This is a genomic window from Nocardia fusca NBRC 14340, assembly GCF_001618425.1.
GTDB lineage: Bacteria > Actinomycetota > Actinomycetes > Mycobacteriales > Mycobacteriaceae > Nocardia > Nocardia fusca.
The window spans coordinates 119,363-137,381 of sequence record NZ_BDCU01000053.1 but is presented as its reverse complement, the minus strand read 5'-3'; the positions used below and the strand labels follow the sequence as shown (position 1 = coordinate 137,381).

General features: G+C 67.0%; 18 protein-coding genes and 2 pseudogenes. 13 read left to right on the top strand and 7 right to left on the bottom strand.

Features of this window, described 5'->3' with window-relative positions; all coding sequences use genetic code 11:
* Positions 1–404: 404 nt before the first annotated feature.
* Positions 405–539 (top strand): hypothetical protein, encoded by a 135-nt coding sequence (locus NF4_RS39865; RefSeq protein WP_269749667.1) that lies wholly within the window; start codon positions 405–407, stop codon positions 537–539.
* Positions 540–900: 361 nt separating this feature from the next.
* Positions 901–1,863 carry a DUF8129 domain-containing protein gene (locus NF4_RS31300; RefSeq protein WP_063130996.1) on the top strand — a complete coding sequence of 321 codons (963 nt, stop codon included), beginning with the start codon at positions 901–903 and terminating at the stop codon, positions 1,861–1,863.
* Positions 1,864–2,345: 482 nt separating this feature from the next.
* On the opposite strand, the pseudogene NF4_RS38255 reads toward NF4_RS31300, so the two are convergent.
* The 3 genes and pseudogenes from NF4_RS38255 to NF4_RS37155 form a co-directional block, all read right to left on the bottom strand.
* Positions 2,346–2,459, bottom strand: a pseudogene (locus tag NF4_RS38255) (IS630 family transposase); the annotation flags it as partial.
* A gap of 42 nt (positions 2,460–2,501) precedes the next feature.
* Positions 2,502–2,987, bottom strand: coding sequence for a glycoside hydrolase family 15 protein (locus NF4_RS31295; RefSeq protein ID WP_063130995.1), 486 nt, complete (start codon positions 2,985–2,987; stop codon positions 2,502–2,504).
* A gap of 29 nt (positions 2,988–3,016) precedes the next feature.
* Positions 3,017–3,181 (bottom strand): transposase, encoded by a 165-nt coding sequence (locus NF4_RS37155; protein ID WP_084533698.1) that lies wholly within the window; start codon positions 3,179–3,181, stop codon positions 3,017–3,019.
* Positions 3,182–3,311: 130 nt separating this feature from the next.
* Between NF4_RS37155 and NF4_RS31290 the strand changes: the two genes are divergently transcribed.
* From NF4_RS31290 to NF4_RS31245, 10 genes are read left to right on the top strand one after another with little or no spacing between them, the layout of a single operon-like run.
* Positions 3,312–4,331: a VOC family protein gene (locus NF4_RS31290; protein ID WP_063131008.1), complete on the top strand. Its 1,020-nt coding sequence runs from the start codon at positions 3,312–3,314 to the stop codon at positions 4,329–4,331.
* A gap of 48 nt (positions 4,332–4,379) precedes the next feature.
* Positions 4,380–5,324, top strand: a complete 945-nt coding sequence (locus NF4_RS31285) for a fumarylacetoacetate hydrolase family protein (protein WP_232330730.1) — start codon at positions 4,380–4,382, stop codon at positions 5,322–5,324.
* Positions 5,321–6,313 (top strand): C-terminal binding protein, encoded by a 993-nt coding sequence (locus tag NF4_RS31280; RefSeq protein WP_063130994.1) that lies wholly within the window; start codon positions 5,321–5,323, stop codon positions 6,311–6,313. Before NF4_RS31285 ends, NF4_RS31280 begins: the two co-directional genes overlap by 4 nt.
* Positions 6,310–7,293 (top strand): phosphotransferase family protein, encoded by a 984-nt coding sequence (locus tag NF4_RS31275; RefSeq protein ID WP_063130993.1) that lies wholly within the window; start codon positions 6,310–6,312, stop codon positions 7,291–7,293. Before NF4_RS31280 ends, NF4_RS31275 begins: the two co-directional genes overlap by 4 nt.
* Positions 7,290–8,603 carry a phosphopyruvate hydratase gene (gene eno, locus NF4_RS31270; RefSeq protein WP_063130992.1) on the top strand — a complete coding sequence of 438 codons (1,314 nt, stop codon included), beginning with the start codon at positions 7,290–7,292 and terminating at the stop codon, positions 8,601–8,603. Before NF4_RS31275 ends, eno begins: the two co-directional genes overlap by 4 nt.
* A complete protein-coding gene (locus NF4_RS31265; protein WP_063130991.1) occupies positions 8,600–9,586 on the top strand; it encodes a fumarylacetoacetate hydrolase family protein in 987 nt (328 codons plus the stop codon). Before eno ends, NF4_RS31265 begins: the two co-directional genes overlap by 4 nt.
* Positions 9,583–10,596 (top strand): cyclase family protein, encoded by a 1,014-nt coding sequence (locus NF4_RS31260; protein ID WP_063130990.1) that lies wholly within the window; start codon positions 9,583–9,585, stop codon positions 10,594–10,596. Before NF4_RS31265 ends, NF4_RS31260 begins: the two co-directional genes overlap by 4 nt.
* Positions 10,597–10,628: 32 nt before the next feature.
* Entirely contained in the window at positions 10,629–11,750 is a 1,122-nt protein-coding gene (locus NF4_RS31255; protein ID WP_063130989.1) for an FAD-dependent monooxygenase, read from the top strand.
* Entirely contained in the window at positions 11,747–12,796 is a 1,050-nt protein-coding gene (locus NF4_RS31250; protein ID WP_063130988.1) for an amidohydrolase family protein, read from the top strand. Before NF4_RS31255 ends, NF4_RS31250 begins: the two co-directional genes overlap by 4 nt.
* A 51-nt stretch (positions 12,797–12,847) precedes the next feature.
* Complete coding sequence (locus NF4_RS31245) at positions 12,848–13,801, top strand: LysR family transcriptional regulator (protein WP_232330729.1); 954 nt, start codon at positions 12,848–12,850, stop codon at positions 13,799–13,801.
* 51 nt (positions 13,802–13,852) lie between these two features.
* Here NF4_RS31245 and NF4_RS31240 read toward each other — a convergent pair whose 3' ends face one another.
* Positions 13,853–14,542, bottom strand: coding sequence for a TetR/AcrR family transcriptional regulator (locus tag NF4_RS31240; RefSeq protein WP_063130986.1), 690 nt, complete (start codon positions 14,540–14,542; stop codon positions 13,853–13,855).
* A gap of 254 nt (positions 14,543–14,796) precedes the next feature.
* Between NF4_RS31240 and NF4_RS31235 the strand changes: the two genes are divergently transcribed.
* Entirely contained in the window at positions 14,797–16,032 is a 1,236-nt protein-coding gene (locus NF4_RS31235) for an FAD-dependent oxidoreductase (RefSeq protein ID WP_063130985.1), read from the top strand.
* Here NF4_RS31235 and NF4_RS40345 read toward each other — a convergent pair.
* From NF4_RS40345 to NF4_RS40340, 3 genes and pseudogenes are all read right to left on the bottom strand, one after another.
* On the bottom strand, positions 15,921–16,193 hold the full coding sequence (locus NF4_RS40345; RefSeq protein WP_439956786.1) for a thiamine pyrophosphate-binding protein: 273 nt from the start codon (positions 16,191–16,193) through the stop codon (positions 15,921–15,923). The genes NF4_RS31235 and NF4_RS40345 overlap by 112 nt on opposite strands.
* Before the next feature lie 364 nt (positions 16,194–16,557).
* On the bottom strand, positions 16,558–16,806 hold the full coding sequence (locus tag NF4_RS31225; protein WP_063130983.1) for a hypothetical protein: 249 nt from the start codon (positions 16,804–16,806) through the stop codon (positions 16,558–16,560).
* A gap of 21 nt (positions 16,807–16,827) precedes the next feature.
* Positions 16,828–18,016, bottom strand: a pseudogene (locus NF4_RS40340) (2-oxo acid dehydrogenase subunit E2).
* Positions 18,017–18,019 lie beyond the last annotated feature (3 nt).

Sequence of the window (18,019 nt, the reverse complement as noted above, 5' to 3'; positions counted from 1 at the left end):
TTAGAGCAGTGCCTGCTCGCAAAGGGCGCGAGTCTTGGTCGATCGAGCACGATTCCGAGCAGCGGCGGTGACGGGTAACGGTGCCCGCGCGCACTTGGACCCCGGAACGGCTATGTGTATCGGGTGGATGTGGTTGGGGTCGTGTTCCCGCATCTTGCCGATGTACGGGTGGTGGGTGTTCAAGATGAGGACGGTGGCGTCGGTGTCTATGCCAGGGTGCGAACGGGCCGGGCCGTGTGTCCTGGTTGCGGCGTGGTGTCGGTATCGGTGCATAGTCGCTACTAGCGGCGGTTGGCTGATTTGCCGGTTGGTGGGCGGCCGGGGTGCGTTCGGTTGACGGTTCGCCGGTTTTCTGCCGCAACTCCGGCTGTCGGTGTCGGACGTTCGTCGAACAGGTGGCCGGTGTGACCGAGCGGCGTCGGCGACGCAGTGTCGGCCTGCTGGAGGCGCTGACCTCGGTCTCAATATGGGCCAGCCCAGCAGCCCGCCGGGTCGCGCACGGTAGCCAACGGCAGAACGCACTGCACCGTTCGGCGTGAAAGCAACAATACGGCCGCGGCAGGCGCGGCCCCACGCGATTCGTAGTCCGCTCTCCCTGCAAGGGGCGGACTGAACACGACCCCACACCCGCACCGAAGGAGGCACATAGGGCGGGAGTCCTCGCGGCCCGCCACGACGCGGGCGTGGTGCGGCAGACAGCTCTGTAGCGCCGCTCAGCTACTGGTACAGCGGCCTCGGGTGGGGCGAGCGCTCGAACGGACAATGCGTTTGTAACGATGGCGTGACCAGGTCGGCTGCGCCTCAGGAGGCTGATTACTCGCCGGTAAGCTGGGTAAGCCCGCAAATGGTGCAGCGTTGCGCCCATCCGATGCCGTCAACGCCGAAGGGACGAGATTCTCGATGAGCACACCCGACACCACTACCTTGCTAACGCAGTTGCGCGCCATCCTCGCTCTGACCAACACCGAGATCCAGGTCGCCGAGACTCGTACAGCCCAGGCCCGCACCGAGGCGGTGCGTCGGGAGTTGTCCGAGAACGCCGACAACGCCCGCGCTCGCGTCGATGCCATCGAGGCCGCCATCCGCGATCTGGGCGAGGTCCCGGAGGTAGTCGGCCCGTTCCTCGGCCGCGCCTCGGCCGCGGTCAAGGCAATGGTCGAACAGGCTCAACCGTTCGACGAGGCCCTGCTCGGCGACCTCGCCCTCGAACATCAACTCCTCGACCGCGCCCGTTACATCAAGGCGCTGGCGACTACAGCCCAACTAACCGATGTGGTGGCGTTGGCGGATCGGTTGATCACCGCGCATTCCGCGACCGTGGATTGGCTGACAATAGTTCTGGCCGAGGATGCCCTCGGCGGGCCTGCCGCGCTTCGCCGCACTCCCTTGCAGGCGGCTGCCGGGACCGCGGTGAAGCTGGTAAACCTCCCGGTCACCTGGTCCGCGCGTGGCCTGGACCGGGCCGTGGACACCGTCCGCACCACCTCACCTGCGCTCGGCGGGCTGTTCGCCCAGGGCGCGCGGGCGGGCGATGTCGCCGTGAAGACCCTGACGGCCTCCCGGGACGCCGCCCTCGAAACCGCCGAGCAGGTCACCCGCAGCGAAGGCGCCGACACCGCCGCCGATGCGTTTCGTTCGATCCGCGCCACCACCGGTGTTCTCGAATCCGATGAGTTTCCCATCGACGACTACGACGAGCTGAACATCAGTCAAGCTGTCGCCGAGGTCAAAGAACTGACCGACCCCGCCGACATCCGAGCGGTGGTCGCCTACGAGGAAGCCCATAAGAACCGTCACGGTGTCGTCTCGGCTGCCCAGACCCGCCTCGCCGCGATCGCCCAGGAAATCGCCGGGCTCAGCTGAGCTACCCCGCCCCACCCGCCGCCGAACAACACACCGCATCACAAGGAACCGGCCGATACCCGCCGCGCGTCTCAGCACAGCTGCTGGTAATCGACCTGCGAGCATCACTGTTCATGCCCACAACACAAGCAAACCGCCGCTCTGCGCGGTGGCAGGCCGGGCTTGTCACCGCGGTGCAGTCGCTTCGACGCGGTGGGTTCACGGACGGTGACGGTGTTTCGGTGGGAACCCGACACACTTTGTGATCGAGCGCGCGCAAAGGCGTCTCCCGGCCGAACCGGCATTGGAACGGCGGCCGGTAGCTCGCTGACGCCGGCTCCCGCCAAACCTCGCTGTATCGAAAACGGGGACCCCGACGTGCGTCGACTCTGGGCCGGCCGGCCGCTGGCCGGTCATGATCCCCGGCCCGCGCTACACATCGAGGCGTGGGGGCGCCACGAAAATCCCGCTCCATCCCCTGGAAACGCCGCCCCCAAGCAGCACCAGCGTTCGACCTGATTGGGCCAGGACGAATAGGCTGGGGTGAAATGCATATGGAACCGGGGATGCGCCGCGAGCCACTTCGCCACGATCGGTGTCTTGTGGGTGCTGTAGTTGGCGCAGGTCCCCGGTGCCGCCGAATATGACAAGTCGTCGGATCATCGTGTGGCCGCCTTTGCACGTGCGAGGTTCACGCCACTGGCGATGACGCCGATATGGCTGAACGCCTGCGGGAAGTTGCCCATGAACGCGCCGGTGGAAGGGTCGATCTGTTCGGAGAACAGACCCAGGGGGCCGGCGCGGGCGCACAGGGAGTCGTAGAGCTGCTCGGCCTCCTCGATACGGCCCTGCAGGGTCAGGTTGTCGATCAGCCAGAAGCTGCACAGGACGAAGGCGCCCTCATCGCCGGGCAGGCCGTCGGGTGATTCGTCGTGCAGGTACCGGTAGAGCAGTCCGCCGCCGGCGTCCAGGCGCTCGGCGATCGCCGCCGTCGTCGCCACCATGCGCGGATGGCCGGCGGGGACGACATGGCGCAGCGGCAGTGCTGGCGTTGATCGGCGGCGCCGTTGCCCCACCGGACCGGTGCCGAAGCCTTGCTGCATCTCGGCGGTCAGGACCTCGGCAAGAGGGTGGTCGGCGAACATCTCCTCGATGTTTCGGCGATCTGCTTGCGTCACCGCAGCAACTCCGCCCGATCGGCAAGGGACAACGGCTGTTCCTGATGTACCGGAGCCGCTTCGGTGCGGCGGCGTTCATCGGCGACCCACCGGCCCAGCAGGCTCTCGTGCACACCGAGCTCGCGGGAGACCTCGGCGACCGTGCGACCTCGTCGGCGCACCGTCTGCCCTCCTCAACTATCTATGACATAGATAGTTGGTATCCGCGAGACCCTGTTCCCCTTTCGGTTGACCGCCCTGACACTGGTGACTCAGACCACAGTCAATCGGACCGTCGATAAGGACAGAACCGTGTCTCACCTGCTGGCTCACCTCAGCCACGTCGAAGTCACCACCCCGGATGTCGCCGCGTCGGCGCGTTTCTATGTCGAGCAGTTCGGGATGCGGGCTATCCATGAGGTCGATGGTCGTGTGTACCTCCGTTGCTGGGGGGACTATTACACCTACAGCCTGGTCCTCGTCGAGGGTCCCGAACCGACGTTGCAGCGGATGGCGTGGCGTACGACCAGTACCGAGGCGCTCGTGCAGGCGGCCGAACGTATCGAGGCCGCCGGAATCACGGGGGAGTGGACGACCGGGGCGTTCGGATTCGGCAGGGCCTACGAGTTCACCGGGCCCTACGGTCACCCGATGCGTCTGTTCTACGACGTGGAGAAGTTCACCGCGGAACCGGAATTCGAGTCAATCTACCCGGACCGGCCGGAGAAGCGCTCCGCGCATGCCGGGGCTCCCCGGTTCCTGGATCACATCACGATCGCGGCGACCGATGTGCGTGGCTTCTGCGCCTGGTACTCCGAAGTGCTGGGATTCCGCACGATGGCCTTCACCGATCTGGAGGAGGCGCCCATCACCGTTTTCGGTGTCCTGACGACCAACGAGAAGTCGCACGATCTCGGGGTGGTTCTCGACACCTCGGAGCGGGCCGGCCGCATCAACCATGTCGCGTTCTGGGTGGACACCTATCAGGAGCTGCTGGTGTGCGCGGATGTGCTGATGGAACGCGGCACCGCCATGGAGTACGGGCCTTCCATCCACGGCATCGGAGAACAGAACTTCCTGTACTTCCGGGAGCCGAGCTCGATGCGCATCGAATTGAATTCGGGCGGATACCGCAATTATGTACCGGACTGGGCACCGCATACCTGGAAGCCGTCCGAAGGCTCGAACAACCTCTACCGCAACGGCGCCATGCCGCATTCGATGACCGAATCCTTCCCCTTCGCCGAAGGCTTCACAGCGACGGAAGAAGGAGCGTCGGACGAGATGAAAGCCGAACTGCTCAATCCCTACGCGAACCCCGGCCAGGGTTGATTCGCCACTTTCGTATCCGGTGTCGCTGCGTAGTGAAGGAGTAACGGAGTGAAGATCGCACGTCGGCAGACCGACGACGGGCCCATCCTGGCGGTGCTCGCCGAAGGAAACCTGCTCGTCGACCTCGAGCCGGTCACCGAGCTGGCGGTTCTACTCGGTGACCGAGGCCGAGTCCACGACGTCGCCGACCGAGCCCTGGCGCGGCGGAAGACGGTGACCCGCCTGGACGAGGCGGTACTGCTTGCACCGCTGGAACCGCCGACGTTCCGGGATTTCTCGACGTTTCCGGACCATACGGAGGGAGTGGTGAAGCTGCTCGATCCGAACGCCACCGTGCCTGCGGAGTTCTGGGAGATCCCGACGTTCTATTTCTCCAACCCCTATGCCATCACCGGACCGTATGCGGACGTGCCGATTGCACCGGGCTGCACCGATTTCGACTTCGAACTCGAGGTCGGCGCGGTGGTCGGCGCGACCGGCCGTGACCTGAGCGTCGAGGAGGCTGCCGAGCACATCGCCGGATATATAGTGATCAACGACTTCTCCGCCCGTGACGTCCAGTTCCACGAAATGCGGCTGCGTTTGGGACCGGCCAAGGGTAAGGACACCGCGACGGCTCTCGGCCACTTCTTCGTCACCGCCGACGAACTCGCCTCCCGGGCCTCCGGCCCGTCCTTCGACCTGCGGATGAAGGTCGCGGTCAACGGGGAGACGGTCGGGGAGGACACGCTCGATCACATGGCGTGGAGTTTCCCGGCGCTGGCCGCGTATGCCTCGCGGGGCACCGAGATCCGGCCGGGCGATCTGCTGGGTTCGGGAACCTGTCGCAGTGGATGCCTGGCCGAGTTGTGGGGCAGGCACGGCCGTGCGGTACGTCCGGCTCTGCGGCCGGGTGATGTGGTCACCACAACCGTCGATGTCCTCGGCGAGACCCGCAACCGCATCGTCGAGGCCGCAGCGGTGCGGCCGATCCGTGCGTGGAGGCAGGCATGACCTACCGGGTGCTGATCACCGACCATCCTGCGGCCACCGTCGATGTCGAGCGTGCGGTGTTCGACGCGGCCGGGGTCGAGATGGTGGTCGCGGAGTCCACTGACCCGGCATCACTGGCTGCTCTGGCCGCGGATGTCGACGCTATTGCCACCTGCTTCGCGAAGGTCCCCGCCGAGGTACTCGATAACGCGCCGCGCTGCCGGACCGTGGCACGGTTCGGCGTGGGTGTGGACAACATCGATGTGGCGCGGGCCGGTGAGCTGGGCATCGTGGTGACGAATGTGCCGGTGTACTGCGTCGACGAGGTCGCCGATCACACGCTGATGCTGCTGCTGGCGCTGGCACGGCGGCTGGTGCCGTTCGCTGCCGACACCGCGGCCGGCCGCTGGAATCGCAGTCTCGCCCCGGTGCCGGTCCGTCTGCGCGGGAGGACTTTCGGCATCGTCGGTGTGGGGGCGATCGGCTCTGCTGTGATTCCCCGGGCCTCGGCGCTCGGTATGGATGTACTGGCACTTTGCCGCCACGGCGGCGAGATCGAGGGTGCCACCGCGGTGAGTTCTCTCGACGAACTGCTCACGGCCGCTGATGTCGTTTCGCTGCACCTGCCGTTGAACTCGTCCACGCACCGCTTGATCGGCGCGCGTGAGCTCGGGCTCATGAAACCCACAGCGCTGCTGCTCAACACCTCGCGCGGTGGCCTGGTCGATACCACCGCGCTGACCGCAGCGCTCTCGGAAGGGCGATTGGGCGGTGCGGGTCTCGATGTCACCGAACCCGAACCGCTACCCGCCGACCACCCGCTGCGGACGATGGCCAACGCCGTGCTCACCCCACACTATGCGTTCAGTTCCGACGGGTCGATGGCCGATCTGTCGCGTACCGCGGCCCACCACGTCCTCGACGTGCTCGCCGGTCGCCGACCGGACTCGATCGTCAATCCCGAGGTCCTAACTTTCCCGGCTCTGCGCACTCCAGAGCTGGCGCGATGAGCACCGACTACGCCGATCTGACCGATACGGTGACCGCGCATCTGCGCGCTCGCGGTCTCGCCGCCCCCGAAGCCGGCCTGACCGTGCGCACACTCACCGGCGGCGTCTCCAACGACGTTGTCGCGGTCACCGGTGACGGTGTCGACGCCGTGGTCAAACGAGCCCTGAGCCGGTTACGGGTCCGGCAGGAGTGGGAAGCCGATGTGGGCCGGCTGACCACCGAGGGCCGCGCGCTGCGCCTGGCCGCGACGATCGAGCCGGAATCGGTGCCCCCCGTGTTGGATCTGTCCGACGGTTTCCTCGTTATCGGCCGGGCCCCCGACCACTGGCACACCTGGAAGGCCGACCTGATGGCCGGGGTATTCGATGTGCACGTCGCGGCCCGGCTCGGCGAGTTCCTGGCGCAACTGCAACGGAACACTGCCGACCGGGTCGACCGGCTGCGAGACGAGTTCGGATCGCGGACCGCGTTCGAACAACTGCGGGTCGATCCGTTTCACCGGCAGCTCCCCGGCCGGTATCCGGATCTCGCACCGCAGATCGATCGGACGATCGCGGTCATGGCGGAAACCACCGAATGCCTGGTGCACGGTGACTACTCACCGAAGAACGTGCTCGTCGGCGACTCCGACGCCGAGCTGTGGGTCATCGACTGGGAAGTCGCCCATCTGGGCGACCCTGCCTTCGATCCGGCCTGGATCGTCGGCCATCTGCTGCTCAAGAGCATCCGCCGGCCCGACTACGGCGACCGTTACCGTGCGGCGGCGGCGACCTTTCTCGATACCTGGAATTGCACCGATGCGGAGACGGTGACCCAGCTGATCCGCCAAACCGGCTGCCTCGTGCTGGCCCGCGTGGACGGCCGCAGCCCCGTCGACTACCTCGACGAACCCGGACAGGTGGCCGCCCGCTCGCTCGGCCGCCGGTTGCTCGGCGATCCCCCTCATTCACTACCGGACGCTTGGAGGCTCCTCGCATGACCGATACCGCTATCCGCGATATCACCGCCTGGGAAGGACTCGACTCACGCGGCAAACCCACCGTGGGGTGTGAGGTGCTGCTCGCCGGCGGTGCACGTGGGCAGGCCTACGTCCCCTCCGGGGCCTCGACCGGCCGCCACGAAGCGCGCGAGCTGCGCGACGGCGGCACCCGATACGCCGGGCAGGGCGTGCAGCGCGCCGTAGCGAACGCCACCACGATCCTCGCCGACGCCGTGCGAGGCCTCGATGCCCTCGACCGCGCGGCGGTCGATGCCGCGCTGCGGGCCGCCGACGGCACACCGGACCTGGGTGCGGCGGGCGCCAACGCCGTACTGGCGATATCGGTCGCGACCGCACTGGCCGCCGCCGATGCCCAGCGCATCCCGCTCTACCGGCTGGTCGCGGCAGCGGGGGATGAGCCGCTGCTGCCGCTGCCGATGGTCAACATCATCTCCGGCGGCGCCCATGCCGGCCGTTCGATCGATGTGCAGGACTTCCTCGCCGTCCCGGTCGGGGCGCAGTCTTTCTCCGAGGCCATCGAATACAGCGCGCGGGTCCGCCAGGGCACCGCGGACGTGCTGGCCGAGCGCGGTCATTCGGTCGCGCTGATCGCCGACGAAGGCGGGCTCGGACCCGTGCTGCCGACCAACCGGGCCGCGCTGGACATGGTGGTCGCCGGCATCGAGCGCGCCGGACTGCGACCCGGCTCGGATATCGGGATCGCGGTCGATATCGCCGCCACCCAGTTCCTCACACAGGACGGGTACTACGTCCTGGCCGCCGAGGGTGATCGCCGGCTGAGTGCGGCCGAACTGGTCGACGAGCTCGCCGATTGGTGCGAGCGCTACCCGATCATCTCCTTGGAAGACGCACTCGGCGAAGACGACTGGACGGGATGGGCGCGGGCGACCGAACGACTCGGCCACCGGCAGCTGCTCGGTGACGACTTCTTCGTCACCGACGCCGAACGGCTGCGTCGTGGCATTCGGGACAAGGTCGCCAACGCCGTGCTCGTCAAACCCAATCAGACCGGCACCCTCTCCGACGCCCACGCGGTCGTGCGGCTGGCACACGACAACGGTTACCGCACTGTGCTTTCCGCGCGGTCGGGGGAAACCGAGGACGCGTGGCTGGCTGATCTGGCGCTGGGCTGGCGGACCGGTCAGATCAAGGTCGGCTCCACCATGCGCTCCGAACGCACCGCGAAATGGAACCGGCTGTTGCAGATCGAAGCCCAGCTCGGCGACCGGATCGAATACGCAGGCGCCGTCGTCATCTCGGCCCCGGCCGGCGATCGGGCACGCGCATGAAGCGGGTGGTCGAAGGCTACGGGCTGGGAACCTTCGCCGACGGCACGCGAACATTCGCCGGAGTGGTCGCGGGTGACCGGGTGGTCGAGCTCGCACCGGAGCAACTGGGGCCCGGGATTGTCACCACCGCAGATATCTTCGACGCCTGGGATACCGTGCGCACCGCACTACCCGACATCGCCGCGCACGCGGGCGCCGACGGTACGCCGTTGGCGCAGCTCCGTATTCTGCCGCCGGTACAACCGCGCCACATCTACCAGGCGGGAGCGAACTACCGCAGCCACGTCGCCGAGATCATCGTCTCCGGCAAAGCCGCCGACGACACTCGCACCGATGAAGAGCTCGAGGCCGCGGCCGCGGCGATGATGGACGAGCGAGCCCGGACGGGCAGCCCGTTCTTCTTCACCGGCCTGGCCTCGGCGATGTGCGGCGCCGACGACGACGTCCTGCTCGTTCCCGAATCCGTCCAGACCGATTGGGAGGCCGAACTCGTCGTCGTCATCGGGGCCGTCGCCGACAACGTCCCGCGCGGCAACGCCCTCGACTTCGTCGCCGGCTACACCGTCGCCAACGATGTCAGCGCCCGCGATCTGCAATTCCCCGCCGAACACCGGCCACTCGGCGGGGACTGGCTGCGCGCGAAGAACCGGCCCACGTTCTTGCCCGTGGGGCCGTTCGTGATCCCGGCCGAAAACCTCGGCGACTACCGGGACCTCGAAATCGAATTGCGCCTCAACGGCGAACGCAGGCAACACGATCGGGCCGGCAACATGCTCTTCGACGTGCCGACCCTCATCGCCCAGGCCTCCGCCATCACTCCCTTGCTGCCCGGCGACCTGATCCTCACCGGCAGCCCGGCCGGCAACGGCGGAAAGTGGCAACGCTGGCTCACTCCGGGCGACGTGATGGAGGCATCCATCAGCGGTATCGGCACCCTCCACAACACCTGCCAGGCAGCACCGGGAAAGAAGGCCACAGCATGACCTCCGAAATCACCACGGACACCTCACCGGTCTTCGACCCCGAGAATCCGGCCGCCACTATCGAGGCAATGGCCCACCGGTGCAGCAACTGGGGTCGCTGGGGCGAGGACGACGTCCACGGCACACTCAACTTCCTCGACGAGGGCGCGCGGGTCCGTGCGGCCCAGCTCGTCACCACAGGTCAGACCTTCTCGCTGGCGCAGCCTTTCAACGCCGAAGGACCGCAGAAAGGATGGCGGCGACGGACCAACCCCGTCCACACCATGACCGATACCGGTCTGGACGCCGAATTCGGTGACCAGGGCTTCCCCTTCGGAATGGGCGGGGCCGACGATGTGATCGCCATGCCGCTGCAGTGCTCGACCCAGTGGGACGGGCTCGGCCATATCTTCGACCACGGCCGCGCCTGGAACGGGCGCCGCGCCGGAGCCGTCGTCACCTCCGAAGGCGACCAGGTCACCGGCATCGAAACCGCCGCCGACCGGATCGTGGGCCGCGCTGTACTCCTCGACGCCGGTCGCGCCCTCGCCGGTGAACTCGGACTCGAACATCCCGAGCTGCCCGACGGGTTCGCGCTCACCCCCGAGCTGCTCGACCGCATCATCGACCGGCAAGGAGCCTCGGCCCAGGTGGGCCGCGGTGACATCCTGCTCGTACGCACCGGCCAGTACAGCCGCACACGGCGCGAAGGGTGGGGTGATTACGCCGGTGGCGCCGCGCCCGGCCTGTCGTTCCGCTCGGCGCCCTGGCTGCACGACCGGGAGATCGCGGCAATCGCCACCGACACCTGGGGATTCGAAGTGCGGCCCACCGAGTTGAACGGCGCCTTCCAGCCACTGCACCAGATCGTCATTCCCCATATGGGTCTCTACATCGGTGAGATGTGGAATCTCGACGAGCTCGCCGAACACTGCTCGCGCACCGGCCGATACGAGGCGTTCCTCGTCGCCGCGCCGCTGCCGGTCACCGGTGCGGTCGGGTCACCGGTCAATCCCGTCGCCGTCGTGTGACAACGAAGACACGCTAGAAAGGCCTCCGCCCCATGCCCTCAACGAAGAAGGTAGGCATCATCGGCGCCGGTATCGCCGGATTGTCGGCCGGTATCCTGCTTGCCGACCGCGGTATCGATGTCGAGATCCTCGAACGCGCCGACGGGCCCCGAACGGTAGGTTCGGGAATCACGCTGCAAGGTAACGCGCTACGCATCCTGCGCCAACTCGGCGTCTGGGACCGGATCGAGTCGCAAGGATACTCCTTCGACACCGTCGGCCTGCGCGCCCCCGACTCCGAAGCCACCGTCCTGGTTGTCATGAACGACGTGCGGACCGGCGGGGACGACCTTCCGGCGACCGTGGGAATGCATCGGCCCGAACTCGCCGCGATCCTGCGCGACCGGCTCGACGCGGCCGGCGGCCGGATCCGATACGGCGCCGACGTGGTGGGCATCGATTCGTCCGGGAACACCGCCACCGCGGTCACGGCGTCCGGGGACCGCAGGTCCTACGATCTGCTGATCGCCGCCGACGGCATCAACTCACCCACCCGGGGTCTGCTCGGTATCGATATCGCTCCTCGTCCCACCGGCGTCGGTGCCTGGCGCGTGGTGGTGCCGCGTCCCACCGGCGTCGTGCGCACCGATCTCATCTACGGTGGTCCGCACCACGTCGCCGGATATTGCCCCACCGGCGACGACTCGATCTACGCCTACATCGTCGAGGACGCCCAGGTCCGCGACAGCGCACAAGGGCCGTTGATCTTCAAGGAACTCGCGGCCGGCTACGGGGGGCCGTGGAAACAGATCGCCGATTCGATCGACGAGAACACGCCGGCCAACTACACCTGGTTCACCACCCATCTCGTCGAGGGCCCCTGGCATCGTGACCGAGTGGTCCTGATCGGCGACGCCGTCCACAACTGCCCGCCGACGATCGCCCAGGGCGCGGCCATGGCGCTGGAAGACGCCGCGGTGCTCGTCGAGGAACTGTTCGCCGGCGACGTACCGCCGGATGCGGTGTTCACCCGCTTCCGGGAACGCCGGTTCGAACGAGCCAAGATTGTGGTCGAGTCCTCCACCCTGCTGGTGCAGTGGATGGTCGACGGCCACCGCGGCGACGTGGCCGAAGTCATTCAGCGGGTCGCCCACATGGTGAAGGAACCGGCGTGACGGGCCCGATCGTCGACGTGCACGCGCACGCCCTGCTACCCGCCGTCGAAGCCTACGTCGCCGAACTCGACCCCGAGGGCCTCGCCGCAGCCAAAGCTCTCGACGCCCGCCGCAACGGACCCGAATCCCTTGCCGCCTCGGGCCGCATGATCGGCGAACGGTGGCCGCTGCTGACCGACCTGCCCACCCGGCTGTCCGCGATGGACGCCGCCCAAGTCGACGTCCAGCTGGTGTCTCCGTCGCCGTCCCACTACTACCCGTTCCTCGGGCCGGACGATGCACTGGACGTCGCCCAGCGAGTGAATGCGGCCATCGGTGAGCTGGTCGGCCGAGCCCCCGACCGGCTCCTCGGACTGGGTGTCGCCCCGCTACAGCACCCGGAACAGCTGGTTCCCGCCCTCGACGACGCCCGCGGCCGCGGACTGCTGGGCGTGGAGATCGGGTCCTTCGGTGCCTCCGCTACCGGCGGACAGGCCGGCACAGTGGAACTGTCCGATCCGGCGCTGAATCCGTTCTGGGCGGCCGCCGAGACAGCGGGCGCCGTCGTGTTCCTCCATCCGTTCGGGTGCTCACTCGACGAACGACTCGACCGGTTCTACCTGGCCAACACCGTGTCGCAACCCGCCGAGAACGCGGTAGCACTGTCCCACTTGATCTTCGGCGGAGCCCTCGATCGCTACCCCGGTCTGCGCGTGGTCGCCGCACACGGCGGCGGTTACCTTCCGACGACCATCGGGCGCTCCGACCATGCCTGGCGGGTCCGGCCCGAAGCCCGCACCTGCCGGCACCTGCCGTCGACCTACCTGCGGCGGCTCTGGTTCGACTCGCTCACCCACGACAGCGGGCAGCTCGCGGAGCTGATCCGGGTGGCCGGGCCCACGCGTGTGCTGCTCGGTTCGGACTTCCCCTTCGATATGGGAACCGACGACCCCGTCACCGCGGTGCGCGCCGCGGGCCTGCCCGAGGAGGTCGTGCGGGCCGTACTGTCCGGCAACGCCGCAGCACTGCTACCGGACATCGGAGACCGGGAGGACCTGGTCACGTAGGGTTTCGAAGGACAGGACACGCGGGATGGTGGCCAGGGCGGAGGAGTGCCGGTGAAGGAAGTCGACCTGAACCTGCTGCCGCATCTGCACGTGCTGCTCGAACTGCGCAACGTCTCCCGGGCCGCCGAACGCGTGCACCTGAGCCAGTCGGCGATGAGTGCGGCACTGGCCCGGCTGCGCCGGCATTTCGACGACGAACTCCTGGTCCGCGCCGGACGGGAGTACACCTTGACCGCGTTCGCGCGTAGTCTCGCGCCCGCTGTCCAGGAGGCCCTGGCGCGAGTGCAGGATGCGATGCAGATGCGGTCGGCGTTCGATCCCGCCGACACCGACCGCACCTTCGTCCTGGCGGCGTCCGACTACGCGACCACGGTCGTGGTCCGGCCGTTGCGCGGCCTGATCGCCCGGCAGGCCCCCCACGTGTCAGTGGATATCGTCCCCACCGCCGGGATCGACCTCGGCCTCGAGGTATTCGGCCAGGTGGATGTCGTCGTCGGACCGATGGGATTCGATTTCGGCGGCAGCTACCGGCAGTTGTTCCGCGACGAATTCGTCGCCGTCATGGACAGCGGCAACCCATTGCTCGAGCGCGCCGAACTGACCCTCGCCGACCTCGCCGCCGTGCCACACGCCGCCGGCGAATTCGGCCCCGGCGTGACGACACCGCCCATGCAGTTCCTCGCCGACGCCGGTGTCACCCCCGTCGTGGCCGCCCGGGTATCGGGCTGGCAGATCCTGCCGTTCCTCGTCGAAGGCACCGACCTCGTGGCACTCGTCCCACGCCTACTGGCCACCCGATTGGCAACCGGGCTGTCGGTGACCGTCGTGGAATTCGTGGCGGAACTCGAGATACCGGTCGTGGAGGCCATGTTCTGGCATCCCCTGCACACCACCGACCCCGCCAACACCTGGCTCCGTGAATCGATTCAGCAGGTCTGCCGGGAAATCCGCGACGAAGACACCGGACCGATTCATCCGGTCCGGATCGGGCTGCCGAAGTCCTGAGTGACTGTCTGTTATCGCCATGGGGCCTCTATTACCGCCACGGGGCCGAGCTCATTCGCCGGATCGCCCGGCCCGTAGATACTGTTCGACCATCCTCGTCGAGTACGCGATCTCCTCGTCCAGCGTGGGCGCCGGGCTGATGAAATCAGCACCGTGCATCGTGCGCAGCACGGCCATCGCGTACACGGCGCGAAAGGCTTGCCACCCGGGTGTCGAGTCACTGGTCAGCAGTCCGGTGCGCTCCAGCGCGGCGACGAACATATCCCCGAGCAGGGCGGTATGCCGTTTGCCCCGTTCGAAAACCACGCGATGCTCGGGCGCGATCGCGATGACCGGCCGGAGGAACTCCGCGTTCCGCTCGAACAGCAGGAGCACGGCGGCGACCGCCCGGCCGATCACTTCCCCCGGCGGCAATCCCGGCTCCTGTGCCTCTCGGAACAAGTGGTCCCGATCGGTCGCCATCTGCGTCATCTTGTGTTCATAGACGGCCAAAAACAAGGCCTCTTTGCTCGACGCGCGCTCATAGATGGCCCGCGGATTGATACCGGACGTTTCACTGAGCGCCGCGATCGTGAAGCCACCGTAGCCCGCGGACTCCAGCAGCGTGATTCCGGCCTCCAGCACCCGCTGCCATGCTTCGCGGCTGCGCTTCTGCCGCGGCTGCCTGATCGCGAGTGTCGCGGGAAGATCCGGGGTTGCCACGTCGCGTTCAGACATATCGGGGGATTTGCGGGAGGCCATTGACAAATGGTGACACGGCGCACATGATTGTCGGTAACCGAAGTGATCACTTCGGTTTGGTGCGAATGGCCGCGAAACGCCGGCCCAGCCGGTGCGACCAACGCCCAAGAAATCCGATGGCGGAGGGCGACGCGGACCCACATTCAGTCAGTCGGACTCCCGGCGCACAGTCACCGATACCGACCGAATATGTCCAAAGGGCCGGTGCTGCAGCAGCTTCGGAATCGGCCAGGAGTTATGGAAGAGAGGCACAAATGGCCCGGCGATCAACGAAGAACGGCAGGGTCGCGGTGATCGGCGGGGGGCCGGCGGGAATGGCCACCGCACTGTCGGTGCGTCAGACAGGCCACGAGGTCACCGTGTTCGAGCGCTACCCGCATGCGCGGGTAGCGGGAAATATCCTCAACCTGTGGCCCGGGCCGATCAAAGCGCTCGGGCTGATGGGCGTCGACACCGACGGGCTCGGCGCCGGCTGCTTCACCGAGTTCCGCAGCCACCGCGGAAAGAGACGGGCCCGGATCCAGCTCCCCGACGATATCGTTCGCGACTACCACGGCGGCTACATCGGGCTGCTGCGCCGTGAGCTCTACGAGCGCATGCTCGCTGCCCTGCCGGAAGGCGTGATCCAATTCGAACGCGGCGTCACGAGTTTCGAACAGGACCGCAGCGGTGTCCGCCTGCACATGTCCGACGGCGCCATCGAAGAAGCGGACGTACTGATCGGCGCGGACGGTATCGATTCCCTGGTCCGCCGCACCCTGTGGGGTGATTCCCCCAAACGCGAGCACAATCTGCACGTCCTCGCCGGATTCGTCCTCGGCAAAAAGATCGACGGCGTCGAATACAACGAGAACATCCTCAACCACAGCCGCACCGTCCAGGGCACCTGGAGCGGTATGCTCCACCGCGGCGAGTACGGCTACCAGTGGTGGGTACTCGAAGCCCACGACGCCGGCGCCGAGTTCACCGAGGACATCGGGACCAGAGCGAGAATGCTGGCCGCCGAATTCGGTGCCCCGCTGACGACGCTGATCGATGCCACCGATCAGGGCAATATGCAGCGCTGGCCGATCCGCGATCGCAAACCCCTCGGCCGATGGTCCTCGGGCCGGGTCACGCTGGCCGGCGACGCCGCCCACCCGACCTCCCCGTACGCCGCCTACGGCGCGGGAATGGCCACCGAGGACGGCTACTTCATCGGCCGCACCCTGGCCGGTGTCGACCTGACAGACCACGACGCCGTGACAGCAGCCCTGGCCCGGTACGAGGAACCTCGTAAACCGCACACCGCGCGGCAATCGAACCAGGCGTACTACATCGGGCAATTGTTCCACCACACCCCGCGGCCACTGTGCGGGCTCCGTGATGCCATTCTCGATCACACTCCGCTACTGCAGAAAGTGGCAGGTGATTCCAGCCCCGGCGAGATCATCGAGCAGATCGCGCTGATCGACGCAGCCGAACAACGCTTCACCGCAGCTTGCGCGTAGCCGGTGGCCGCGTGCCCGGCGCCTTGTTCGTGCCGCACCAGGATGTGGCGGATCTGCCGTGATTCGAGCAATGGGTCGTACACGGGAAGGATTGCTACCCGAGATGCCGAATACGATCTCGACGTCCAGCTTCTCGCGTGAGCGGACGACAGCCCGGGCACCGGTCAGGGCTATCGGGTCCGTGGACCGAGGCGGGTCCTTCGGTTCTGCCGTGCTGGGCAGTGGCCGGGACTCGTGGTGCAATGCCGGGGCGTGCGGGCACTGGTTCGATATCAATTTGCTCACGTGCGTTCCCTCGGTGTTGTGACGCGTGGGTTCGGTTGGTGGTCGCGCGTCGAGCAGTCCACTGAGATCTGCGTTGGGTCGGTGGTCACGGAAGTGGTGTCGAGCCTCGTGAGCCTCGTTTGGCCTGTGGTGTCGGCGGTGTGGGCCGCAGGGGTGGCAGCGGCCGGTGTGCCTGGTGGCGTCGGTGTCGCCACGGCGCGGTAGGAGGTTGTCGGTTGGGGGCGGGCCTGCGGTCCAATCTCAAGATGTCGAGGTGGGCTGTGGTCCCTCGGGGCTGAGGAGTGACAGTTTTCTCATGCAGAACTCTCGTAGTTGCTGTTCGGTCCGGGAATCGAGGTAGTGATCCTTGTCGGTGTCGAGCAGCCATAGGACACGTTGATAGAAGATTCCGGGGGCGATTCCGAAGGCCGGGAGGATGTATTCGTCTCCGTTGCCGAAGCGGTACCACTTGACGACGAATTCGACCATCGAGCGCTCGTGCGGGGTCATGTCTGTCCTCGCCGATTCTTGTCAGGCCAGATCGGCGGCGGTGAATCCGTTTTCGAGCTTGTGTTTGACCGTGGTCAGGAAGCGCGCCGCGTCGGCGCCGTCGACGATTCGGTGGTCATAGGACAGCGACAGGTATGCCATGGACCGGACACTGATTTCGAGCGCGCCCTCGGGCCGCCGGGGAATCAGTCGTTCGACGACGGCCCCGGTGCCGAGGATCCCGGTTTGCGGCTGATTGATGATGGGGGTGTCGAAGAGCGCGCCGCGGCTTCCGGTGTTGGTGAGAGTGAAGGTGCCGCCACCGAGTTCGTCGGGGGTGATCGTGCCGGAGCGCACTTTGTCGGCCTTGTCCGCGATTGCCTGGGCGAGGCCGGAGATGGTGAGGGTGTGCGCGTCGCGGATGACGGGCACCATCAGGCCCTTATCGCTGTCGACGGCCATTCCCAGGTGGCAGTGGTCGTAGTAGGTGACTTCGGTAACCTCGGGGTTGAGTGAGGCATTGAGCATCCGATGTGCCGCCAGGGCTTCGACGGCAGCCTTGGCGAAGAACGGCAGGTAGGACAGTTTGACGCCGGTGCGGGCGGAAAACGCCTCTTTGTGTTGTGCGCGCAGGGCGGCGATCGCGGTGATATCGACCTCGAGGACACTGGTCAGCTGCGCGGAGGTCTGCAGCGACTCGACCATGCGTGCGGCGATGGTCCGGCGGATCCGGGGAAGTTTCTCGACGGTGCCCCCGGATTGAGCGGGCACTGTCGTGATGGACTTCTGGACCTGCTCGGCTGCTGCGGTGGGAGGCAGTGAGGTGGTGGCCTGGCCGTCAGTGCTGGAAGGATCTGGCGCAGGGGTAGCAGGCGCCGGTGCGGGTGAAGGCGATGGCGGGGTTGCTGCTGCCGGGGGGGTCCGGGGCTGCAGGCGGTGACGGCTCGGTGCCGGGTTGTGTGGAGCCGCCGTCGGGCTCGGCGATGATCGCGAGGGCTGTGCCGACAGCGACGACACTGTCTTCCTCGACGAGGATCTGTTCGAGTATTCCACCGGCCGGAGCAGGGATCTCGGTATCGACCTTGTCGGTGGCCACCTCCAGCAGCGGTTCCTCGGCCGCGACGTGCTCGCCGGGCGATTTGAGCCAGCGAGTGATGGTGCCTTCGTCGATGCTTTCGCCGAGCACCGGCATGTACACCGTCGTGGTGGCTGCGATCTGATCGGTTGTCATGGT

Coding starts and splice junctions, on each gene's coding strand:
- eno (WP_063130992.1), top strand. CDS start 7,290: ATGACCGATACCGCTATCCGCGATATCACCGCCTGGGAAGGACTCGAC.
- NF4_RS31225 (WP_063130983.1), bottom strand. CDS start 16,806: ATGACCCCGCACGAGCGCTCGATGGTCGAATTCGTCGTCAAGTGGTAC.
- NF4_RS31265 (WP_063130991.1), top strand. CDS start 8,600: ATGAAGCGGGTGGTCGAAGGCTACGGGCTGGGAACCTTCGCCGACGGC.
- NF4_RS31275 (WP_063130993.1), top strand. CDS start 6,310: ATGAGCACCGACTACGCCGATCTGACCGATACGGTGACCGCGCATCTG.
- NF4_RS31295 (WP_063130995.1), bottom strand. CDS start 2,987: ATGTTCGCCGACCACCCTCTTGCCGAGGTCCTGACCGCCGAGATGCAG.
- NF4_RS31255 (WP_063130989.1), top strand. CDS start 10,629: ATGCCCTCAACGAAGAAGGTAGGCATCATCGGCGCCGGTATCGCCGGA.
- NF4_RS31260 (WP_063130990.1), top strand. CDS start 9,583: ATGACCTCCGAAATCACCACGGACACCTCACCGGTCTTCGACCCCGAG.
- NF4_RS31235 (WP_063130985.1), top strand. CDS start 14,797: ATGGCCCGGCGATCAACGAAGAACGGCAGGGTCGCGGTGATCGGCGGG.
- NF4_RS31240 (WP_063130986.1), bottom strand. CDS start 14,542: ATGGCCTCCCGCAAATCCCCCGATATGTCTGAACGCGACGTGGCAACC.
- NF4_RS31300 (WP_063130996.1), top strand. CDS start 901: ATGAGCACACCCGACACCACTACCTTGCTAACGCAGTTGCGCGCCATC.
- NF4_RS31280 (WP_063130994.1), top strand. CDS start 5,321: ATGACCTACCGGGTGCTGATCACCGACCATCCTGCGGCCACCGTCGAT.